Here is a 17,631-nt window from a genome sequence, read left to right on the forward strand (position 1 = left end):
AAATCCATGTTCAAAGGTGTATTGCTCGGCTTCATGGCATTTGCGGCATATGCCCTCAGCGACGCTTTCGTGAAGTCGCTGAGGGGCTCGCTGCCGGCTTACGAGGCGGTGTTCTTCGGCGCCGCACTGGGGCTGTTGGCGCTGCCCTTTATCAAGGCCCGCGGTGACCGCTGGCGCGAAGTACTGGTCGCCAGGCGCCCTGGCTTGTACCTGGTGCGTGCCCTGGCAGGCGCCATCGGCGGCACGGCCGCCGTGATCGCCTTCACCGCACTGCCGATGGCCGAGGCGTTTGCGCTGATCTTCCTGCTGCCGATCTTCGTGACCATCCTGTCGGTCGCGTTGTTGAAAGAGCACGTCGGCTGGCGCCGCTGGTCGGCGGTAGTCGCTGGTTTTGTTGGCGTGCTGGTGGTGCTGCGGCCGGGTTTTCGCGCGCTCGGCATCGGCCACCTGGCAGCCGCCATCTGCGCCCTCGCCGGCGCCATCTCGATGATCGCGCTACGTGTGGCCGGCCCACATGAAAAACGCATCACCCTCTACAGCGCCGGCGTGATCGGCCCGCTGCTGCTCACCGGCGTGCTGATGCTGGCGGAATTCCGCTGGCCCAGCCTGCCGCAGATCGGCCTGCTGCTTGGCTACGGTCTGCTCGCCGCGCTGGCCGGCGTGCTGCTGATGCTGGCTACGCAGAAAGCTCCTGCCAATCACGTCGCGCCCACCCAATACAGCCAGATGCTGTGGGCGGTGCTGCTCGGCTACATGCTGTTCCACGACAAGCTGGACTGGCCGATGGCCGTTGGCATCGCGATCATCCTCGGCGCCGGCCTGTTCACTTTGATACGCGAGGAGAAGGTCACGCGCTGGTGGAAACGCTTGCGGATGGTGTGACGACTGCGCGCACGCTCGCTCGACACCCACCGCGGCCAGGACATCCTCATCGACTGGCACTACCCGGCTCGCCATCATTCGCTGCGTCGAGCTTTCAGATCCGTGAGCGTGCGCGGCATGGTGCGATATCAGCCGCCCTTGCCCGGACCGTGATCGTTGCCATGCCGGTGGTGCAGATCGGGATAGTGCGCATGCGAATGAACCAGTGGCGCATGCCGATGCGGATGTGCGTGAGGCTCCTTGCCGTCCCACGGAAAGTCGTGTTCATGCTGGTGGTGCTCGTCATGAACGTGCCGGTGATCATGGGTCATCGTCTCATGCACATGTACATGCTCGTGCCGCTCGGCGAGATGGAGCCAGACGCCCACGGCCATGAGCGCACCGGCGCACCAGAAAAGCAGGCTTGGCTGTTCCGCGAAAAGCACCAGCGAGACACCTGCACCCAGGAAAGGCGCAGTTGAGAAATAAGCCCCCGTACGTGCCGTCCCAAGACTCCTGAGTGCCAGCACGAACAGCACCAGGCTGAGACCGTAACCCACGAAGCCGACGATGCCCGTTGCGAGGGTGACCAGCACACCCGGGAAGCGATGCCCAACGAGAAGCGCCGCGGCAATGTTGATGACGCCGGCCACGACACCCTTGATCGCGGCAATCTGCACCGGATCGCCGCCAGAAACCGCGCGCGTCAGATTGTTGTCGATGCCCCAGCACAAACATGCACCAGCAATGGCCGCGGCACCCAACGGAATCATGGCGCCAGCATGCGGCCGCCATGCCAGCAGCACGCCACCGGCAACGATGGCGAGCATTCCCAGGGCAATCCGACGATCAAAGTTTTCCCGAAATACCACCCAGGCGATCAGGGCCGTCAGGACCGCCTCGAGATTCAGCAGCAGCGATGATGTGGCGCCATCCATGGATGACAGGCCCACCATAAGCAGGATCGGCGCTAACACACCACCAAAAGCCACCGCGCCAGCCAGCCATGGCAGGTCTGTGCGAGCCAGGGACGTTTCTGCAGATGGCCTACCGGCCACACGTCGGATCAGCATCCAGATCGAAAGACCGATACCGGATCCGGCATAGAGTATCCCCGCCAGCAGCAATGGAGAAATCTGGCCAACCAGGATTTTTGCCAGCGGCGTACTCAGCCCGAACAACGCCGCCGCCGCGAGTCCCTGGAAAACACCGCGCAAATGCTGATGCCTGGAAACCTGCATGTGAAATACCCCACCCATCACGGTCAGTCTCCGTCCCATAGGCTAACGGGGGCGTTACCGGTTGCTCACGCCATGCGGCACATGCCCGGTCGCCACATGCTTGCGCGCCGATTCAACATTCGCTGGTGAATCATCGAAGAAGATATCGGCGCCGAAAGCATCGAGGAACGGGCCCTTGTCGCGTCCACCGAGGAACAGCGCCTCGTCGATGCGCACGCCCCACTTGCGCAGGGTGAGGATCACGCGCTTGTGTGCGGGCGCAGAGCGCGCGGTGACCAGCGCGGTGCGGATCGGCGAATCCTCGGCCGGGAATGCGATCTGCAGGCGATGCAGCGCAGTGAGGAAGCCGCGGAACGGGCCTACCGACAGCGGCTCGGCAGCATGTTCGGTTTCGCTGCGATGGAACGCTTCCAGGCCTTCCTCGCGCGACACGCGTTCGCCCTCGTCGCCGAAGATCACCGCATCCCCGTCGAACGCGATGCGCAGTTGTTCACTGGCGCGTGGTGGCGCCGTGCTGGGCAGGATGGTGGCTGCTGCCACACCGGCCGCGAGTGCGCGGCCGACATCCTCGGCATTGGCAGAAAGGAACAGGTCGGCCTTGAACGGTGCGATGTAGTCGGAGGTCGGCGCACCGCTGGTGAATGCGGCACGGCTGATCTCCAGGCCGTAGTGCTGGATCGCGTTGAAGATGCGCAGGCCGGTATCGCCGGAATTGCGCGACAGCAGGATCACCTCGACCGGCGGCACGTCGCCCGCCAGCTTGTTGAGACCGAGCAGCTTCTGCACCAGCGGGAAGGCCACGCCGGGCTTGAGGATCTCGTTCTCGTGATCGATCTGGAACGAACGGTAGGCATCGAGCCCATCGCGTTCGAACAGCGCGTGGCTGTCACCGAGATCGAACAGGGCGCGCGAGGAGATCGCGACCACCAGCCGGTTGTCGGTGGGCGACGCGGAGTCGTAGACGGTTGGCTGGGTCATGCCGTGAATCTACCGCATTGAGCAGGAAGTGAGTGGAGAGGAGCGAGAAGTGAGAGACAGCAGGCTCCGGCCTTTCTCTCACTTCTCATTCCTCAACTGTCATTCGGCCGCAAACTGCTCGTCCAGGATGCGCTGTTCGAGGCTGTGCTCCGGATCGAACAGCAGCCGCACGCCCTGCCCGCCGGATTGCCGGATCGATACCGTCTGCACGTCCCGTACTTCATGGAAATCGGCAGTGGCGCTGACCGGGCGCTTGACCGGATCGAGCACGCGCAGGATCACCTCGGTACGATGCGGCAGGATCGCACCGCGCCAGCGGCGCGGACGGAACGGGCTGATCGGAGTGAGTGCCAGCACGTTCGCGTCCAGCGGCAGGATCGGGCCGTGCGCGGACAGGTTGTAGGCGGTGGAACCGGCCGGGGTGGAGACCAGGATGCCATCGCAGACCAGCGTCGCGAGTTTCACGGTGTTGTTGAGCTGCACTTCGAGATGGGCGGCCTGATTGCTCTGACGCAGCAGCGAGACTTCGTTGAACGCGAGTGCCGTGTGTTCGTTGCCGGCTGCATCGGTGACCTGCATCTGCAACGGAAACAGCGACGCGGTATGGGCGCGTTCGATCCGTCCTGGCAGGTCGTCGAGCTTGTGCTTGTTCATCAGGAAGCCGACGCGGCCCAGCTTCATGCCGTACACCGGCACTTCCAGCGCGCGATGGGCATGCAGGGTGCGCAGCATGAAGCCGTCGCCGCCCAGTGCCACGATCAGTTCGGCCTGTTCGGGTGGCACGTCGCCATAACGATCCACCAGTTTGCGTCGCGCCTGCTGGGCAACGCTGGTATCACTGGCGACGAAGGCAAAGCGCATATGCGGCAACCCGTTGATGTGGCTTGCCGAGATTACACAGCATGAAGGCGCAAGACCATGTCTGATCCTGCGCCTTCATTGTTCACTTGCTCAACCCGCGCTGGCTCAGCTCACTGGCACCTGCGCCAGCTGGGCCAGGCGGCGTACCGCCACCGAGGCGATCGGGTAGTCCGCGTTCTGGGTGAGGATTTCCGCCAGCATGCTGCGGGTGTACTGCAGCGACGCATCGTCGCGCTGCAGCCATGCCTGTACCGGAGAGACGTCCTTGCGGTCGCCGGTCAGGCTCAGCACCTGCAGGGCCAGCGCGCGATGCTGGTGGTTGAGCTCATCCAGCAGCGAGCCGCGTGCCTGTGCATGCCAATGGCCTTCGACCGGCAGCGCCTCGATCTGGTCGCGCAACCACTCCAGGTCCAGCGCCTCGCCCAGTTCGAAGAACACCGCCGCCACCTTCTCCATCGGCTGGCCGCTCTGCTGCGCAACCTCGACCATGTCCAGCGCGGCGCGCAGTTCCGGCATGCGGGCCAGCCGCAGCCCGAGTTCGGCTGGCAGGCCAAGACCTTCCCATTTCTCCTGGGTGCAGGAGAAATCGCCCTTGCCGGTCGGCGTCAGCACGTCCGGCAAAGCCTTGCGCAAGGCCGACACGCCGCCCTGGTAACGCTCGACGTTGGCCGCGATGTCCAGCGTGCCACCGGGACGATTGAGCAGCCAGCGGGTCAGGTGACGCAGCAGCGACCATATCTGCTTGATCGCGTCGATCTGGGTGTCCTCGGCGACCTTGCTGTCGAGCGCCTCGATCTCCGCCCACAACTCGCGCGCCTCGAGAATCTCGCGTGCCGCGGTGTATGCCTTGGCGATCGCCGCCGGGCGCTGGCCGGTGTCTTCCTGCATGCGCATCATGAAGGTGGCGCCCATGCGGTTGATCGTCGAGTTGGTCACCGCGGTGGCGATGATCTCGCGCTTCAGGCGATGGCGCTGCATGTGCTCGGCATACTTCACGTGCAACGGCTCGGGGAAGTAGCGCACCAGCTCCTTGGACAGATACGGGTCTTCCGGCACGTCCGAATCCAGCATCTGCTGGTACAGGCGGATTTTGTCGTACGACAGCAGCACCGACAGCTCCGGCCGGGTCAGGCCCAGACCACGGCTCTTGCGCTCGGTGAGCTCGGCTTCGGACGGCAGGTTCTCGACCTGTCGATCCAGCGTGCCCTCGGCTTCCAGCGTGCGGATGAAGTGCGCCATCGAACCGAGGCGGCTCACCGACTGGTGCTCCATCAGGGTGATCGCCTGGTTCTGCCGGTAGTTGTCCCACAACACCAGCTCACCGACCTCGTCGGTCATCGCAGCGAGCTGGGTATTGCGCGCGGACTCGGTGAGTTCGCCGCGCTGTACCGCGTCATTGAGCAGGATCTTGATGTTCACCTCATGGTCGGAGGTGTCCACGCCAGCGGAGTTGTCGATGAAGTCGGTGTTCAGCAGCACGCCGTGCTGCGCCGCCTCGATGCGACCCTTCTGGGTCATGCCCAGGTTGCCGCCTTCGCCGACCACCTTGCAGCGCAGCTCGGCGCCGTTGACGCGCAGCGCGTTGTTGGCGCGGTCGCCGACATCCGCATGCGTCTCGGCAGACGATTTCACGTAGGTGCCGATACCACCGTTCCACAGCAGGTCGACCGGGGCCTTGAGGATCGCGCTGAGCAGGTCGCTCGGCGCCAGCTGCGTCACGTCAGGCTTGAGGCCCAGTATCGCGCGCACTTCCGGCGAGACCGGGATCGACTTCGCACTGCGCGGATAGATGCCGCCGCCAGTGGAGATCAGCGACCTGTCGTAATCGTCCCAGCTCGAACGCGGCAGCTTGAACATACGCTCACGCTCGGCAAACGAGCGCGCGGTATCCGGGTTCGGATCGAGGAAGACATGGCGATGATCGAACGCTGCCAGCAGACGGGTGTGCTTGGACAGCAGCATGCCGTTGCCGAACACATCGCCAGACATGTCGCCGATGCCGACGCAGGTAAAGTCCTGCGTCTGGCAATCGCGGTTGAGCGAGCGGAAGTGACGCTTGACCGACTCCCACGCACCCTTGGCGGTGATGCCCATGCCCTTGTGGTCGTAACCATTGGAACCGCCGGAAGCGAACGCATCACCCAACCAGTAACCGTGCTCGATCGAGATCGCGTTGGCGATATCGGAGAACGTGGCAGTACCCTTGTCGGCCGCGACGACCAGATACGGATCGTCCGCGTCATGGCGCACCACGTCGTGCGGGTTCACTACCTTGCCTTCGACCAGGTTGTCGGTGATGTCGAGAAGGCCGTTGATGAACAGGCGATAGCAGGCGATGCCCTCGGCCAGCTGCGCATCACGGTCGCCGCCAACCGGTGCCTTCTTGACGAAGAAACCGCCCTTGGAGCCGACCGGCACGATCACCGTGTTCTTGACCATCTGTGCCTTGACCAGGCCCAGCACCTCGGTGCGGAAATCCTCGCGGCGATCCGACCAGCGCAGGCCGCCACGCGCCACCGCACCGAAGCGCAGGTGGATGCCTTCGACGCGCGGTGCGCAGACCCAGATCTCGCGGTACGGCACCGGCTTGGGTAGATCAGGCACCTTGTGCGAATCGAGCTTGTAACTGATGTAGTCGCGATGCGCGCCATCCCACAACTGGAAGAAGCTGGTGCGCAGCGTGCCGCGGATCAGTGCCACGAAGCTACGCAGGATGCGGTCTTCATCAAGGCTGGCGACGTTCTCCAGCAGCACCTTGATGGCGCTCTCGACGGCCTGGATCTGCTCGTCACGCGGCCGGGACAGCGCCGTGCTCAATCCATCGATAAGTGCCGGCTGCGCGCTCTGCACGTCGGCCGGGATCAATGCCGTCATCTCGGCCGCCAAGGTGGCACCGGCAGCCTTCTGCTCGTCCGCGGAAAGCGCCTCGCGACGCGGATCGAACTTGGCCAGGAACAGTTCCACCAGCAGGCCGGCGACCGCCGGATAACGGTTGAGGGTTTCTTCCATGTACGTCTGCGAGAACGTCGCGCCCGCCTGCAGCAGGTACTTGCAGTAGCCGCGCAGCATCGACACCTGGCGCCAGTTGAGCTTGGCGCCAAGAATCAGGCGGTTGAAACCGTCGTTTTCGGCGTTGCCACGCCAGATCTGCTCGAACGCGTCTTCGAACAGTGCACCGACCTGCTCGACACTGAAGGTGAGCTTGCCCACCGGCTGCACTTCGAAATCCTGGATCGAACGCGGCGCGGCATCGCCCGGGATCTCATACACATGCTCGGTGAGCACACGCAGGCCGAGGTTCTCCAATTGCGGCAGTACTTCGGACAATGCGATGTCGCCACCTGAGCGGTACACCTTGAAGCGCAGGGTCTCGGGCGCCTTCGGCGGGTGGTAGAACGACATCCGCAACGCGTTGTCGCCATCCAGCAGCGACAGTTGATGCACGTCTTCGGCTGCAACTGCCGGACTCACGTCCTCGACATAGCCGGCCGGTAGCGATTTGGCATAACGATTGGCCAGCACCACACCTTCGTGGTCGCCGCGCGAACTCACCAGCGCATCGCGCACTTCGTCGTGCCAGTTGCGCACGATGCTGGCAACGCCCTGCTCCAGTGCGGCCAGGTCATACGGTGGCTGGTCGCCGATCTTCGGTCGCACCACGATGTTCAGTCGCGCCAGCGCGGCTTCGCCCATCTGCACCGACGAGTCGCTCTGCTCGGCGTGCAGCGCCGTACCCAGCAAGGTCTCGATGCGCTCACGCACCGACGTGTTGAAGCGGTCGCGTGGCACGAACACCATGCAGGTGAAGAAGCGACCATAGCGGTCGCGACGCACGAACAGCCGCGTGCGGGCGCGCTGGCGCAGTTCGAGGATGCCCATCGCCGTGGCGAACAGCTCGTCCTCGCTGCTCTGCAATAGCTCCTCGCGCGGCAGCGTTTCCAGAATGTGGCGCAGTGACTTGCCCGAATAGGAATCGCGCTTGAGCCCGGAACGGGCCAGCACTGCCTCGACTTTATGGCGCACCAGTGGCACGTCCTGCGGGCGGGCCATGTAGGCGTTGGAGGAGAACAGGCCAAGGAAGCGCTGCTCGGCCACCGCCCTGCCGTTGGCGCCGAACTTCAGTACGCCGATGTAATCCATGTAGCCGGCGCGATGCACATGCGAGCGCGCGTTGGTCTTGGTCAGGATGATCGCGTCGGTGGAGCCGGACTGCGGCAATTCGCTGGCGGCCAGCGTACGCAATGAACGCGGCGCCATCGAGCGGTCATTCTTGTGCAGGATGCCCAGGCCGGAGCCTTCGATCGAACGCAGTACCCGCTCACCATCAGCCTCGGCGACTTCGTATTCGCGATAGCCTAGGAAGGTGAAGTTGTCATCGGCGATCCAGCGCATGAACTCGCTGGCCTCGTTCACCGAGGCTGCATCCAGCGGCAGTTTGCGTTGGGGCAGATCGGTGGCGATCGCCAACGCCTTGTCGCGCATCGCGGCCCAGTCGGTTACGGCTATGCGCACATCGTCCAGCGCGGCTTCGACCTGTGACTGCAACTCAGCCTGCTCGGCCTCGTCGGCCACCCGGTCGATCTCGAAATGCATGACGGATTCGGATGCGCCAGCCTCATCGCCCAGGCTTTGCAGCTTTCCGGAGGCATCACGCACCGCTTTCACCACCGGATGGATCACCGCGTGGATCTGCAGCTTGGCCGAGACGATCATGCTCACCGTGTCGATCAGGAACGGCATGTCATCGGTAACGATCTGCAGCAGGCTGCGGCCAGCGTGGGCATTCACCGGATTGAGTATCCGGATCGAGGCACGGCCGCCCTGGCGCTGCTGCATGAAGTTCAGCAGGCCACCGACCAGCGCCGCCCACTGCGTCGGGGTATGCAGACTCGCATCGCTGCCGGCGATGCGGGCGAAGAAGGCCTGGCAGAAAACCTGCGCCTCATCCAGATGCTGGGGCGACAAACCGCTTTTTTTCAGCTCTTCAAGCACATCAGACGAGAGGGGAAGATCATTCACTGCATGGATCGCATTCATGGCATCTACTGGTCGGTGGAGACAGCGTGAGAATGGGGGTAATAAAGCCTTGGAAGGATACGCTGCGCTGCATGACGAATCCACCCGCGACGGCGCGGCCGCACCATGCCCGTGCGCATGGATTCAGCGGTTTGTCACGTCTGTGCAGATTGCGCACAGGAAGCCGCATTGCGTTGACAGGTACGCGACGTAGGCGTCTACCATCGATACCATCACGCCAGCTACTTAGTGCCCGTGTCCCGCAAACCTGCAGGGGTCCGCATGCCTTGCAAAGGCAGGCCACCGACTTGCGCGTCTCCTATCGACCGCGATCGGTGGTGTTACGTCGCACGACATCGGCAGCAAACCGTTCACACCGCAGCCACACCTGTCAATGACTGGATTCATGTCGCCAATAAAATGTAAACTGGACGGTATAGTCTTACGCAAGGGCCGCAGACATGGCCTCTTGGCGGCACTACATGAACAGGTAGACGATCGGGCAACTGACCGCCCGACCAACCAATGACACAAGACACGCGGGTCTCGATGCAGTAACTAGTCAACCGACTTGCTGCACCGCGTCCCGGCCACGCCCCTCATTCCCGATCAAGCCACGTCCTGGAGCTCCCATGAAGTCCTCGTTTTTGCACACACCCGTGCTGTGCTTGAGCCTGCTGGCGCTGGCCGCCTGCGGCAAGCAACAGGGACCGCCGAAGATGCCGACCCCGCAGGTAGGCGTCATCACGGTGCAACCCGAAAACGCACCGCTGACCAAGGATACGTCCGGCCGGCTGTCGCCCTATTACAGCGCCAACGTAACCGCCCGCGTCTCCGGCGTGCTGCTCAAGCGCAATTACACGGAAGGCAGCGCGGTCAAGCAGGGCCAATTGCTGTTTGAAATCGATCCGGCCTACTACCAGACCCAGCTCAACACCGCCCTGAGCATCCTGGCCCAGGACCAGGCTACGTATACGAACGCCCGCGTCACCGCCGAACGCGATCACAAGCTGATACCCAAAGGCTATGTGTCGCAACAGCAGGTGGACAACGACGACGCCGCCGTGCGCACAGCCGCCGCCAAGGTCCAGGCTGACCAGGCGGGCGTGGCCAGCGCGCGGGTCAATCTGGGCTATACCAAGGTGACTTCGCCGATCGATGGCATCGCCGGCCAGCAGCAGGTCACAGTTGGCGCCACCGTGGGCAATGGCACCAGCGATGTCGGCTCTGGCGGCACCTTGCTGACCACCGTCCAGCAGATCGACCAGCTGTACGTGAACTTCACCACCAGTGCCGCCGATCTGTCGATGCTGCAACAGGCGCAGAGCAAGGGCAGCGTCGCGCTCTCCGCGCAAAACAAGACCACCGTGCAGGTCATCCTGCCCGACGGCAGCAAATACGACCAGCTGGGCACACTGGACTTCTCCGATGTGTCGGTGAACGCAACCACTGGTGCCGTCAACCTGCGCGCCCTGGTGCCCAACCCGAAGCACCAGTTGCTGCCAGGCATGTACATAACCCTCACCGTCAACCTCGGCCAGCTGAATAACGTGTTCCTGGTCCCGCAGCAGGCATTGCTGCGCGATTCCGCTGGCGCCTATGCGCTGGCGATGGGACCGGATGGCAAGGTTGTACGCAAGGACGTCAGCGCCAGTGACAGCTACAACAACAAGTGGATCGTCACCAGCGGCCTGAGTGCAGGCGACCAGGTGATTGTGTCGGGCCTGCAAGGTGTGAAGGAAGGCAGTCCCGCTCAAGCGTCACCCTGGCAGCCAGCGCAGGCCACTCCGGCTAAGGCAGGGTCCGCCTCAGGGCAAAACGGTCAATCCGCCAGCAGCAAGCAGTAAGGAAGCCGTCTCATGCCAAGTTTCTTTATCGAACGCCCGATCTTCGCCTGGGTGGTCGCCATCCTGATCTCCCTGGGCGGCATCATTGCGATGCTCAACCTGGGCATCGATTCCTACCCGGATATCGCGCCGCCCCAGGTAACGATCAGCGCGAGCTATCCCGGTGCCAGCGCCGCGACGATGGAGTCGACGGTGACCCAGGTGATCGAGCAGCAGCTCACCGGCATCGACAACCTGCTGTATTTCAGCTCGTCGTCCAATTCCAGCGGCTCCAGCACGATCACCCTGACCTTCGCCACCGGCACCAACCCTGACATCGCCCAGGTGCAGGTACAGAACAAGGTCACCCTATCGCAGCCGCTGTTGCCGTCCTCGGTGACCCAGCAGGGCGTGGTGGTGGCCAAGGCCAGCCCCGACATCCTGATGTTTATCGGGCTGACCTCCGACAATTCATCGATCGACGCGGCTCGCCTCGCCGATATCGTCGCCTCGCAGATTCAGCCGGTGATCTCCCGTGTCAACGGCATCGGCAACACCTTCGAGCTCGGCTCGGAGTACGCCGTACGCATCTGGCTCAATCCGGACAAGTTGCAGGGCTACGGACTTTCGTCCAGCCAGGTCCTGAACGCCGTCAGTGCGCAGAATGCCCAGTTCGCCGCTGGCTCCCTGGGTGCCGATCCATCCACCAAGGGCCAGGAGTTCACCGCCACTGTCGCCGCCGACACGCTGTTTTCTTCGCTGCAGCAGTTTCGCAACATCATCGTGCTGGCCAATAGCGACGGCACGGTAGTCCGACTGAGCGATGTCGCCCGCATCACGTTCGGGCCGCAGAGCTATGGTTCGGCGGCGATCTACAAGGGCAAGCCAGCTGGCGGCCTGGGGCTGTTCCTGCTGCCCGGCGCCAATGCGCTTTCCGTGGCCCAGGCGGTAAAAGCGCAAATGGCGGTCCTGGCCAAGGATCTCCCGGCCGGCGTGGAATGGGACGTGCCCTACGACACCACCCCGTTCATCATTGCCTCGATCACCGATGTGGTGCACACGCTGCTCGAGGCGATCGTGCTGGTGTTCCTGGTGATGCTGATCTTCCTGCAGAACATCCGGGCCACCATCATCCCTACCCTGGTGATTCCGGTGGCCTTGCTGGGCACCTTCATCGGTCTGTACATACTGCATTACTCGCTTAACCAGCTCACCCTGTTCGGCATGGTGCTGGCGATCGGCATCGTGGTGGATGACGCGATCGTGGTGATCGAGAACGTCGAACGCATCATGAGCGAGGAGCACCTGGAGCCCAAGGCCGCCGCCAGCAAGGCGATGAGCCAGATTACCGGCGCGATCGTGGCGATCACCGTGGTGCTGACGGCCGTGTTCGTGCCCTCGGCCCTGCAGCCGGGCGCCACCGGCATCGTCTATGCCCAGTTCGCGCTGACCATCGCCATGTCGATGGCGTTCTCGGCGTTCCTGGCGCTGTCGTTCACTCCGGCGCTGTGCGCGAGCCTGCTCAAGCCGACCCATAACGAGAAGAAGAACGTCGTCTTCCGCTGGTTCAACAAGACTTTCGACTGGGTGACACATACCTATCACGGCCATGTCGGCAGTGCGGTACGCCACGCCCCGCGCTGGATGCTGGCGTTCGCGCTGGTCACCGTGCTGGCCGGATTTCTGTACACCCGTGTGCCGACCAGTTTCGTACCCGACGAAGATCAAGGCTTCATGCTGGCGGTGATCTCCCTGCCGCCGGGTGCCACCTTGCAGCGCACCGACCAGGTGATGACGGAAATTCGCAACAAGCTGGAGCACAGTCCGATCGGCAATGACATCGTGGCGATCTTCCAGCCGGAAGGCTTCAGCTTCGTCGGCAACGCGGAAAACGTCGGCATGGCCTTCATCAAGCTGACTCCGTGGGACAAGCGCTCGCAAACCGCGATGCAATTGATCCCGCAGGCCAACGGGATCTTGCACAGCATCACCGACGCGCAGATTTTCGTGGTGAACCTGCCGACCATTCGTGGCCTCAGCCAGTTTGGCGGCGTCGACATGTATCTGCAGGCACGTGCCGGTCAGTCGCGCGGTGAACTGGCCCAGGCCATGGGCACCCTGCTGGCCAAGGCCAGCAAGGACCCCACGCTTTATGGCATCCGTCCCAATTCGCTGCCGGAAGCGCCGCAGCTGCAGATGAGCGTCGACCGCGTGCAGGCCCAGGCGATGGGGTTGTCACTCACCGATGTGTACAGCGCCCTGCAATTGCTGCTGGCACCTAATTACATCAACCAGTTCACCTACCAGGGCCGCATCAAGCGCGTCTACATGCAGGCGGATGCGCCGTACCGCATGGGGCTGGATGCACTGCAACACATCTATACGCCCAGTGGCGTCAGCAGTGCCGCCAGTACCACGACCAACGCCAGCGGTTATCTCACCCAGGTCAATCCCTCGGTGAGCAATAACTCGATCAGCCCGTACAACATGGTGCCGCTGTCCAGCGTAGTGAAGGCAGACTGGGGTATGGGACCGGTCTCGCTGCCGCGTTACAACGGCTATTCCGCGGTGGAAATCGTGGGCAATTCGGCGCCTGGCTACTCCACCGGCCAGGCCATGCAGGCGCTGCAGAACATCATCGACAAGGACCTGCCGGGCGGCTTCGCCTCGGATTGGACCGGTCAGTCGTATCAGGAAGTGCTGGCCGGCAACTCGGCCACGGTACTGCTGCTGATGTCGATCCTTGTCGTATTCCTGTGTCTGTCGGCACTGTATGAAAGCTGGTCGATCCCGCTCGCCGTATTGCTGGTGGTGCCGCTTGGCCTGTTGGGCTTGGTGACGTTCGACATGCTGACCGGCATGCCCAACGACATCTACTTCAAGATCGGTCTGGTCACCGTCATGGGTCTCGCCGCCAAGAACGCGATCCTGATCGTCGAGTTCGCCGTGGAGCAGCAGGCCGCCGGCAAGCCCCTGTTCGAGGCCGTCCTCACTGCAGCCCGACTGCGCTTGCGGCCGATCCTGATGACCTCGATGGCCTTCATCCTGGGCGTGTTCCCACTGGTCATCTCCAGCGGCGCAGGCGCGGTATCCCGTCACGAGATCGGCACCGGCGTGATCGGCGGCATGATCTTCGCCACCTTCCTCGGCCTGCTGCTGATCCCGGTGTTCTACGTGGTGGTGCGGCGCATGCTGGGCGACAAGCTGGATGGCGATACGCCGCCGGCCACGCCAACCTCTGGCGGCATGCAGTCGTTCGATTCGGATCCACGTCGCGGGCATTGAGTCGAGTTCCTCCCTCTCCCCCTCGGGGAGAGGGTCGGGACGAGGGAAACGCGCTCGTCCTTCCCTCTCAACAACGCCAATAAATAAAAAGCCCGGACAGGTTTCCCCGTCCGGGCTTTTTATTGAACTGATGCCGACTTAACGCAAACCGGTTTCCGCGCGTGCGATCACCATGCGCTGGATCTCGCTGGTGCCTTCATAGATCTCAGTGATCTTGGCGTCGCGGAAATAACGCTCCAGCGGCATCTCCTTCGAATAGCCCATGCCGCCGTGGATCTGCACCGCCTGGTGGCTAATCCACATCGCCGCTTCCGACGCGGTGAGCTTGGCCACCGCTGCCTCGGTACCGAACCGACCGCCGTGCTTTTCGGTTTCGCCCTTGGTCCATGCCGCACGCAGGGTCAGCAGGGTTGCCGCATCCAGTTTGCACTTCATGTCGGCGATCTTCGACTGGGTCATCTGGAAGGTGCCGATCGGTACGCCAAACGCCTTGCGGTCACGCGACCACTGCAACGTCGCCTCGTACGCGGCGCGGGCAATACCGACCGCCTGCGAGGCGATGCCGATGCGGCCCGCGTCGAGCACGCCCATCGCGATCGAGAAGCCCTTGCCCTCGTCGCCCAGCAGGTTTTCCTTCGGCAGGACGTAATCGGTGAACTCGATCTCGCAGGTAGCCGAGGCGCGGATGCCGAGCTTGGGCTCGCTCTTGCCGGCATGGAAGCCTGGCAACTGAGTGTCGATGATGAAGGCCGACACGCCCTTGGCGCCGATGCCCGGCGTGGAGATCGCGAACAGCACGATGTAGCGCGCCACCGGGCCGGAGGTGATCCAGCTCTTCTTGCCGTTGATCACCCAGTCGCCGTTTGCGTTCTTGCTGGCGCGGGTATGCATCGCCGAAGCGTCGGAACCGGACTGCGGCTCGGTCAGCGCATAGGCGCCGATCGCTTCGCCAGTGGCGATCGCGCGCACGTACTTCTGCTTCTGCTCCTCATTGCCATGCTTGAGGATGCCGTTGCAGAACAGCGAATTGTTTACCGACATGATGGTCGCGGTGGCGGCATCGGCCGCGGCGATCTCGATCATCGCCAGCACATAGGCAATCGGGTCCATGCCGGCGCCGCCGTATTCATGCGGCACCTCGATACCCATCAGGCCGAGCTGGCCCATCTCGCGGATGTTCTCCAGCGGGAACTCACCCTTGGCATCCAGCTCCGCCGCCACCGGCACGATGCGCTTCTGCGCGAAATCGCGGGCAATCGACTGGATCGACAGCTGGTCTTCAGTAAAACGGAAATCCATGCGCTACTCCCGGACACCGCATGTAGCGGCTGATCAAGACGAAACCTTTGGCCAAAGGCCAGCCGGCTATTGTAACTATCCATGTCATCTGCGTCGTGCCCCCGGCGCAGACATCGCCAGAGGCAGCGCCCCTGTCTGCCGCTTGACGCCCCGGCAAACCAAGGCCAGACTTGTTATCTCTGTATCGCGATATAAGGATGCCCGATGGATCTGGCGACCGCCTCCAGCGTGCTCCGGCTGCTGGCCGACCCCACCCGCGTGCGCCTGCTGGCGCTGCTCGAGCACGAAGAACTCACCGTCGCCGAGCTGGCCGCCGTGCTGCATCTGGCACAGCCGCGTGTCTCCACGCACCTAGCCAAGTTGAAGGAGGCAGGGTTGGTGCGCGACCGGCGCGCCGGCGTGTCCGCGTATTACCGCGCCAACAACGAGGGTGACGAGGCCCAGCACAGCTTGCTCGGCTCGCTGCGCGAGAGCATCGACGATGCCTTGTTACGCGAAGACAGCGCTCGCCTGCCCGGCGTGCTGGCCAATCGTGCACGCGAGGAAGGCTGGGCCGACACCGTGGCTGGCGACATGGAGCGCCACTATTCGCCCGGTCGCACCTGGGAGACGCTGGCACGGTCGCTGCTGCAATTGCTGGGCACCGGCGACGTACTCGATATTGCCTCTGGCGATGGCATCACCGCCGAATTGCTGGCACCGCACGCGCACTCCATCGTCTGTGTCGACAGTAGCGAACGCGTGGTCGAGGCTGCAGCAAAGCGCCTGCACTCCTTCGCCAACGTGCAGGTACGCCAGGGCGACATGCATGCGCTGGACCTGGGTGAGCAGCGCTTTGACCTGGTGCTGATGCTGCATGCACTGACCTACGCCGAACATCCTGCCCAGGCCGTCGCCGAAGCCGCACGACTGCTTCGCCCCGGCGGCCGGCTGCTCGCCGTCACGCTGGGCCAGCACGACCATCGCACCGCGGTCGAGCCATTCGACCATCGCAACCTCGGCTTCAGCAGCGAGCAGCTGGAAGGTTTCGCCGTCGCCGCCGAACTGGACGTGCTGAGTTGCATCCGGCTCAGTCGCGAACGCAAGGCGCCTCATTTCGAAGTGATCAGCCTGCTTGCACGCAAGTCATCTTGAACTACCGCTTCACCGCATAACCGAAGGACGTTTGATGAGTAACCTGCCCTGGATCCACCCCGATCGCGTCGCCCTGCTGGAGCAGGCGCTGCGCCAGCGTATCCTGATCCTCGACGGCGGCATGGGCACCATGCTGCAGGCGCATGAGCTGGACGAAGGCGGCTTTCGTGGCGAGCGTTTCGAGCATGGCCACGACGGTCATGCGCATGTCCACGATAATCATGCCCATCCCGGTGGCTGCGACCTGAAGGGCAACAACGACCTGCTCACCCTGACCAAGCCGGAGATCATCCGCGGCGTGCACGAGGCCTACCTCGAGGCCGGCGCCGACCTGGTCGAGACCAACACGTTCAACTCCACCCGCATCAGCCAGGCCGATTACCAGCTGCAGCATCTGGCCTACGAATTGAACCTCGAAGGCGCCCGCCTCGCCCGCGCTGCCTGTGATGCGATGACTGCAAAAACGCCACACCAGCCGCGCTTCGTGATCGGCGTGCTCGGGCCCACCAGCCGCACCGCCTCGCTGTCGCCGGACGTCAACGACCCGGGCTTCCGCAACGTCACGTTCGAGGAGCTGGCCGAGAACTACACCGAATCCACCAACGGCCTGATCGACGGTGGCGCCGACGTGATCATGGTCGAGACGATCTTCGACACCTTGAACGCCAAGGCCGCGTTGTTCGCGTTGAGCGAGCTGTTCCACCAGCGTGGCGCACGGATGCCGGTGATGATCTCCGGCACCATCACCGACCGCTCCGGCCGCACTCTGTCGGGCCAGACCGCCGAGGCGTTCTATTACTCGGTGCGCCACGCGCGGCCACTGTCGGTCGGCTTCAACTGCGCACTCGGCGCGGACGACCTGCGCCCGCACATCCAGACGCTGGCGGGTATCGCCGAGAGTTATGTCAGCACCCATCCGAATGCCGGCCTGCCGAACGCCTTCGGTGAATACGACGAAACCCCCGAGGACATGGCTGGCGTCATCGGCGGTTTCGCCCGCGATGGCCTGCTGAACCTGGTTGGCGGCTGTTGCGGCACCACGCCGGCGCATATCAAGGCGATTGCCGAGGCGGTGCGCAACCATCCGCCGCGTACATTGCCATCGGCCACCAAAGTGGAGGCCGCATAAC

Annotated in this window: 10 protein-coding genes; 5 read left to right on the forward strand and 5 right to left on the reverse strand. The window is 63.5% G+C overall.

Annotated elements, in window-relative coordinates; translation table 11 throughout:
- Nucleotides 1–6: 6 nt before the first annotated feature.
- Complete coding sequence (locus GSQ75_RS05960) at nucleotides 7–882, forward strand: DMT family transporter (RefSeq protein WP_158753545.1); 876 nt, start codon at nucleotides 7–9, stop codon at nucleotides 880–882.
- A 128-nt stretch (nucleotides 883–1,010) separates the two neighbouring features.
- Here the strand turns inward: GSQ75_RS05960 and GSQ75_RS05965 are convergent, their stop codons facing one another.
- The 4 genes from GSQ75_RS05965 to GSQ75_RS05980 form a co-directional block, all read right to left on the reverse strand.
- The gene (locus GSQ75_RS05965; protein WP_343160910.1) at nucleotides 1,011–2,120 is read right to left on the reverse strand and encodes a DMT family transporter; all 1,110 of its coding nucleotides are present in this window, start codon (nucleotides 2,118–2,120) and stop codon (nucleotides 1,011–1,013) included.
- 36 nt (nucleotides 2,121–2,156) lie between these two features.
- Entirely contained in the window at nucleotides 2,157–3,080 is a 924-nt protein-coding gene (locus tag GSQ75_RS05970; protein WP_158753547.1) for a 5'-nucleotidase, read from the reverse strand.
- A 99-nt stretch (nucleotides 3,081–3,179) separates the two neighbouring features.
- Complete coding sequence (locus tag GSQ75_RS05975) at nucleotides 3,180–3,941, reverse strand: NAD kinase (protein ID WP_158753548.1); 762 nt, start codon at nucleotides 3,939–3,941, stop codon at nucleotides 3,180–3,182.
- Nucleotides 3,942–4,046: 105 nt separating this feature from the next.
- Nucleotides 4,047–8,978, reverse strand: a complete 4,932-nt coding sequence (locus GSQ75_RS05980; protein ID WP_158753549.1) for an NAD-glutamate dehydrogenase domain-containing protein — start codon at nucleotides 8,976–8,978, stop codon at nucleotides 4,047–4,049.
- A gap of 611 nt (nucleotides 8,979–9,589) precedes the next feature.
- Here GSQ75_RS05980 and GSQ75_RS05985 point away from each other — a divergent pair.
- Together GSQ75_RS05985 and GSQ75_RS05990 are read left to right on the forward strand one after the other, a co-directional pair.
- Nucleotides 9,590–10,804 (forward strand): efflux RND transporter periplasmic adaptor subunit, encoded by a 1,215-nt coding sequence (locus GSQ75_RS05985; RefSeq protein WP_158753550.1) that lies wholly within the window; start codon nucleotides 9,590–9,592, stop codon nucleotides 10,802–10,804.
- Nucleotides 10,805–10,816: 12 nt separating this feature from the next.
- The gene (locus GSQ75_RS05990; protein WP_158753551.1) at nucleotides 10,817–14,068 is read left to right on the forward strand and encodes a multidrug efflux RND transporter permease subunit; all 3,252 of its coding nucleotides are present in this window, start codon (nucleotides 10,817–10,819) and stop codon (nucleotides 14,066–14,068) included.
- Nucleotides 14,069–14,206: 138 nt separating this feature from the next.
- Here the strand turns inward: GSQ75_RS05990 and GSQ75_RS05995 are convergent, their stop codons facing one another.
- Nucleotides 14,207–15,367, reverse strand: coding sequence for an acyl-CoA dehydrogenase family protein (locus GSQ75_RS05995; protein ID WP_158753552.1), 1,161 nt, complete (start codon nucleotides 15,365–15,367; stop codon nucleotides 14,207–14,209).
- Between the two features lie 204 nt (nucleotides 15,368–15,571).
- Here GSQ75_RS05995 and GSQ75_RS06000 point away from each other — a divergent pair, with 204 nt between their 5' ends.
- Together GSQ75_RS06000 and GSQ75_RS06005 are read left to right on the forward strand one after the other, a co-directional pair.
- On the forward strand, nucleotides 15,572–16,501 hold the full coding sequence (locus GSQ75_RS06000) for a metalloregulator ArsR/SmtB family transcription factor (RefSeq protein WP_158753553.1): 930 nt from the start codon (nucleotides 15,572–15,574) through the stop codon (nucleotides 16,499–16,501).
- 34 nt (nucleotides 16,502–16,535) lie between these two features.
- The gene (locus GSQ75_RS06005) at nucleotides 16,536–17,630 is read left to right on the forward strand and encodes a homocysteine S-methyltransferase family protein (RefSeq protein WP_158753554.1); all 1,095 of its coding nucleotides are present in this window, start codon (nucleotides 16,536–16,538) and stop codon (nucleotides 17,628–17,630) included.
- Nucleotide 17,631 lies beyond the last annotated feature (1 nt).

The organism is Dyella sp. S184, assembly GCF_009766065.1.
GTDB lineage: Bacteria > Pseudomonadota > Gammaproteobacteria > Xanthomonadales > Rhodanobacteraceae > Rhodanobacter.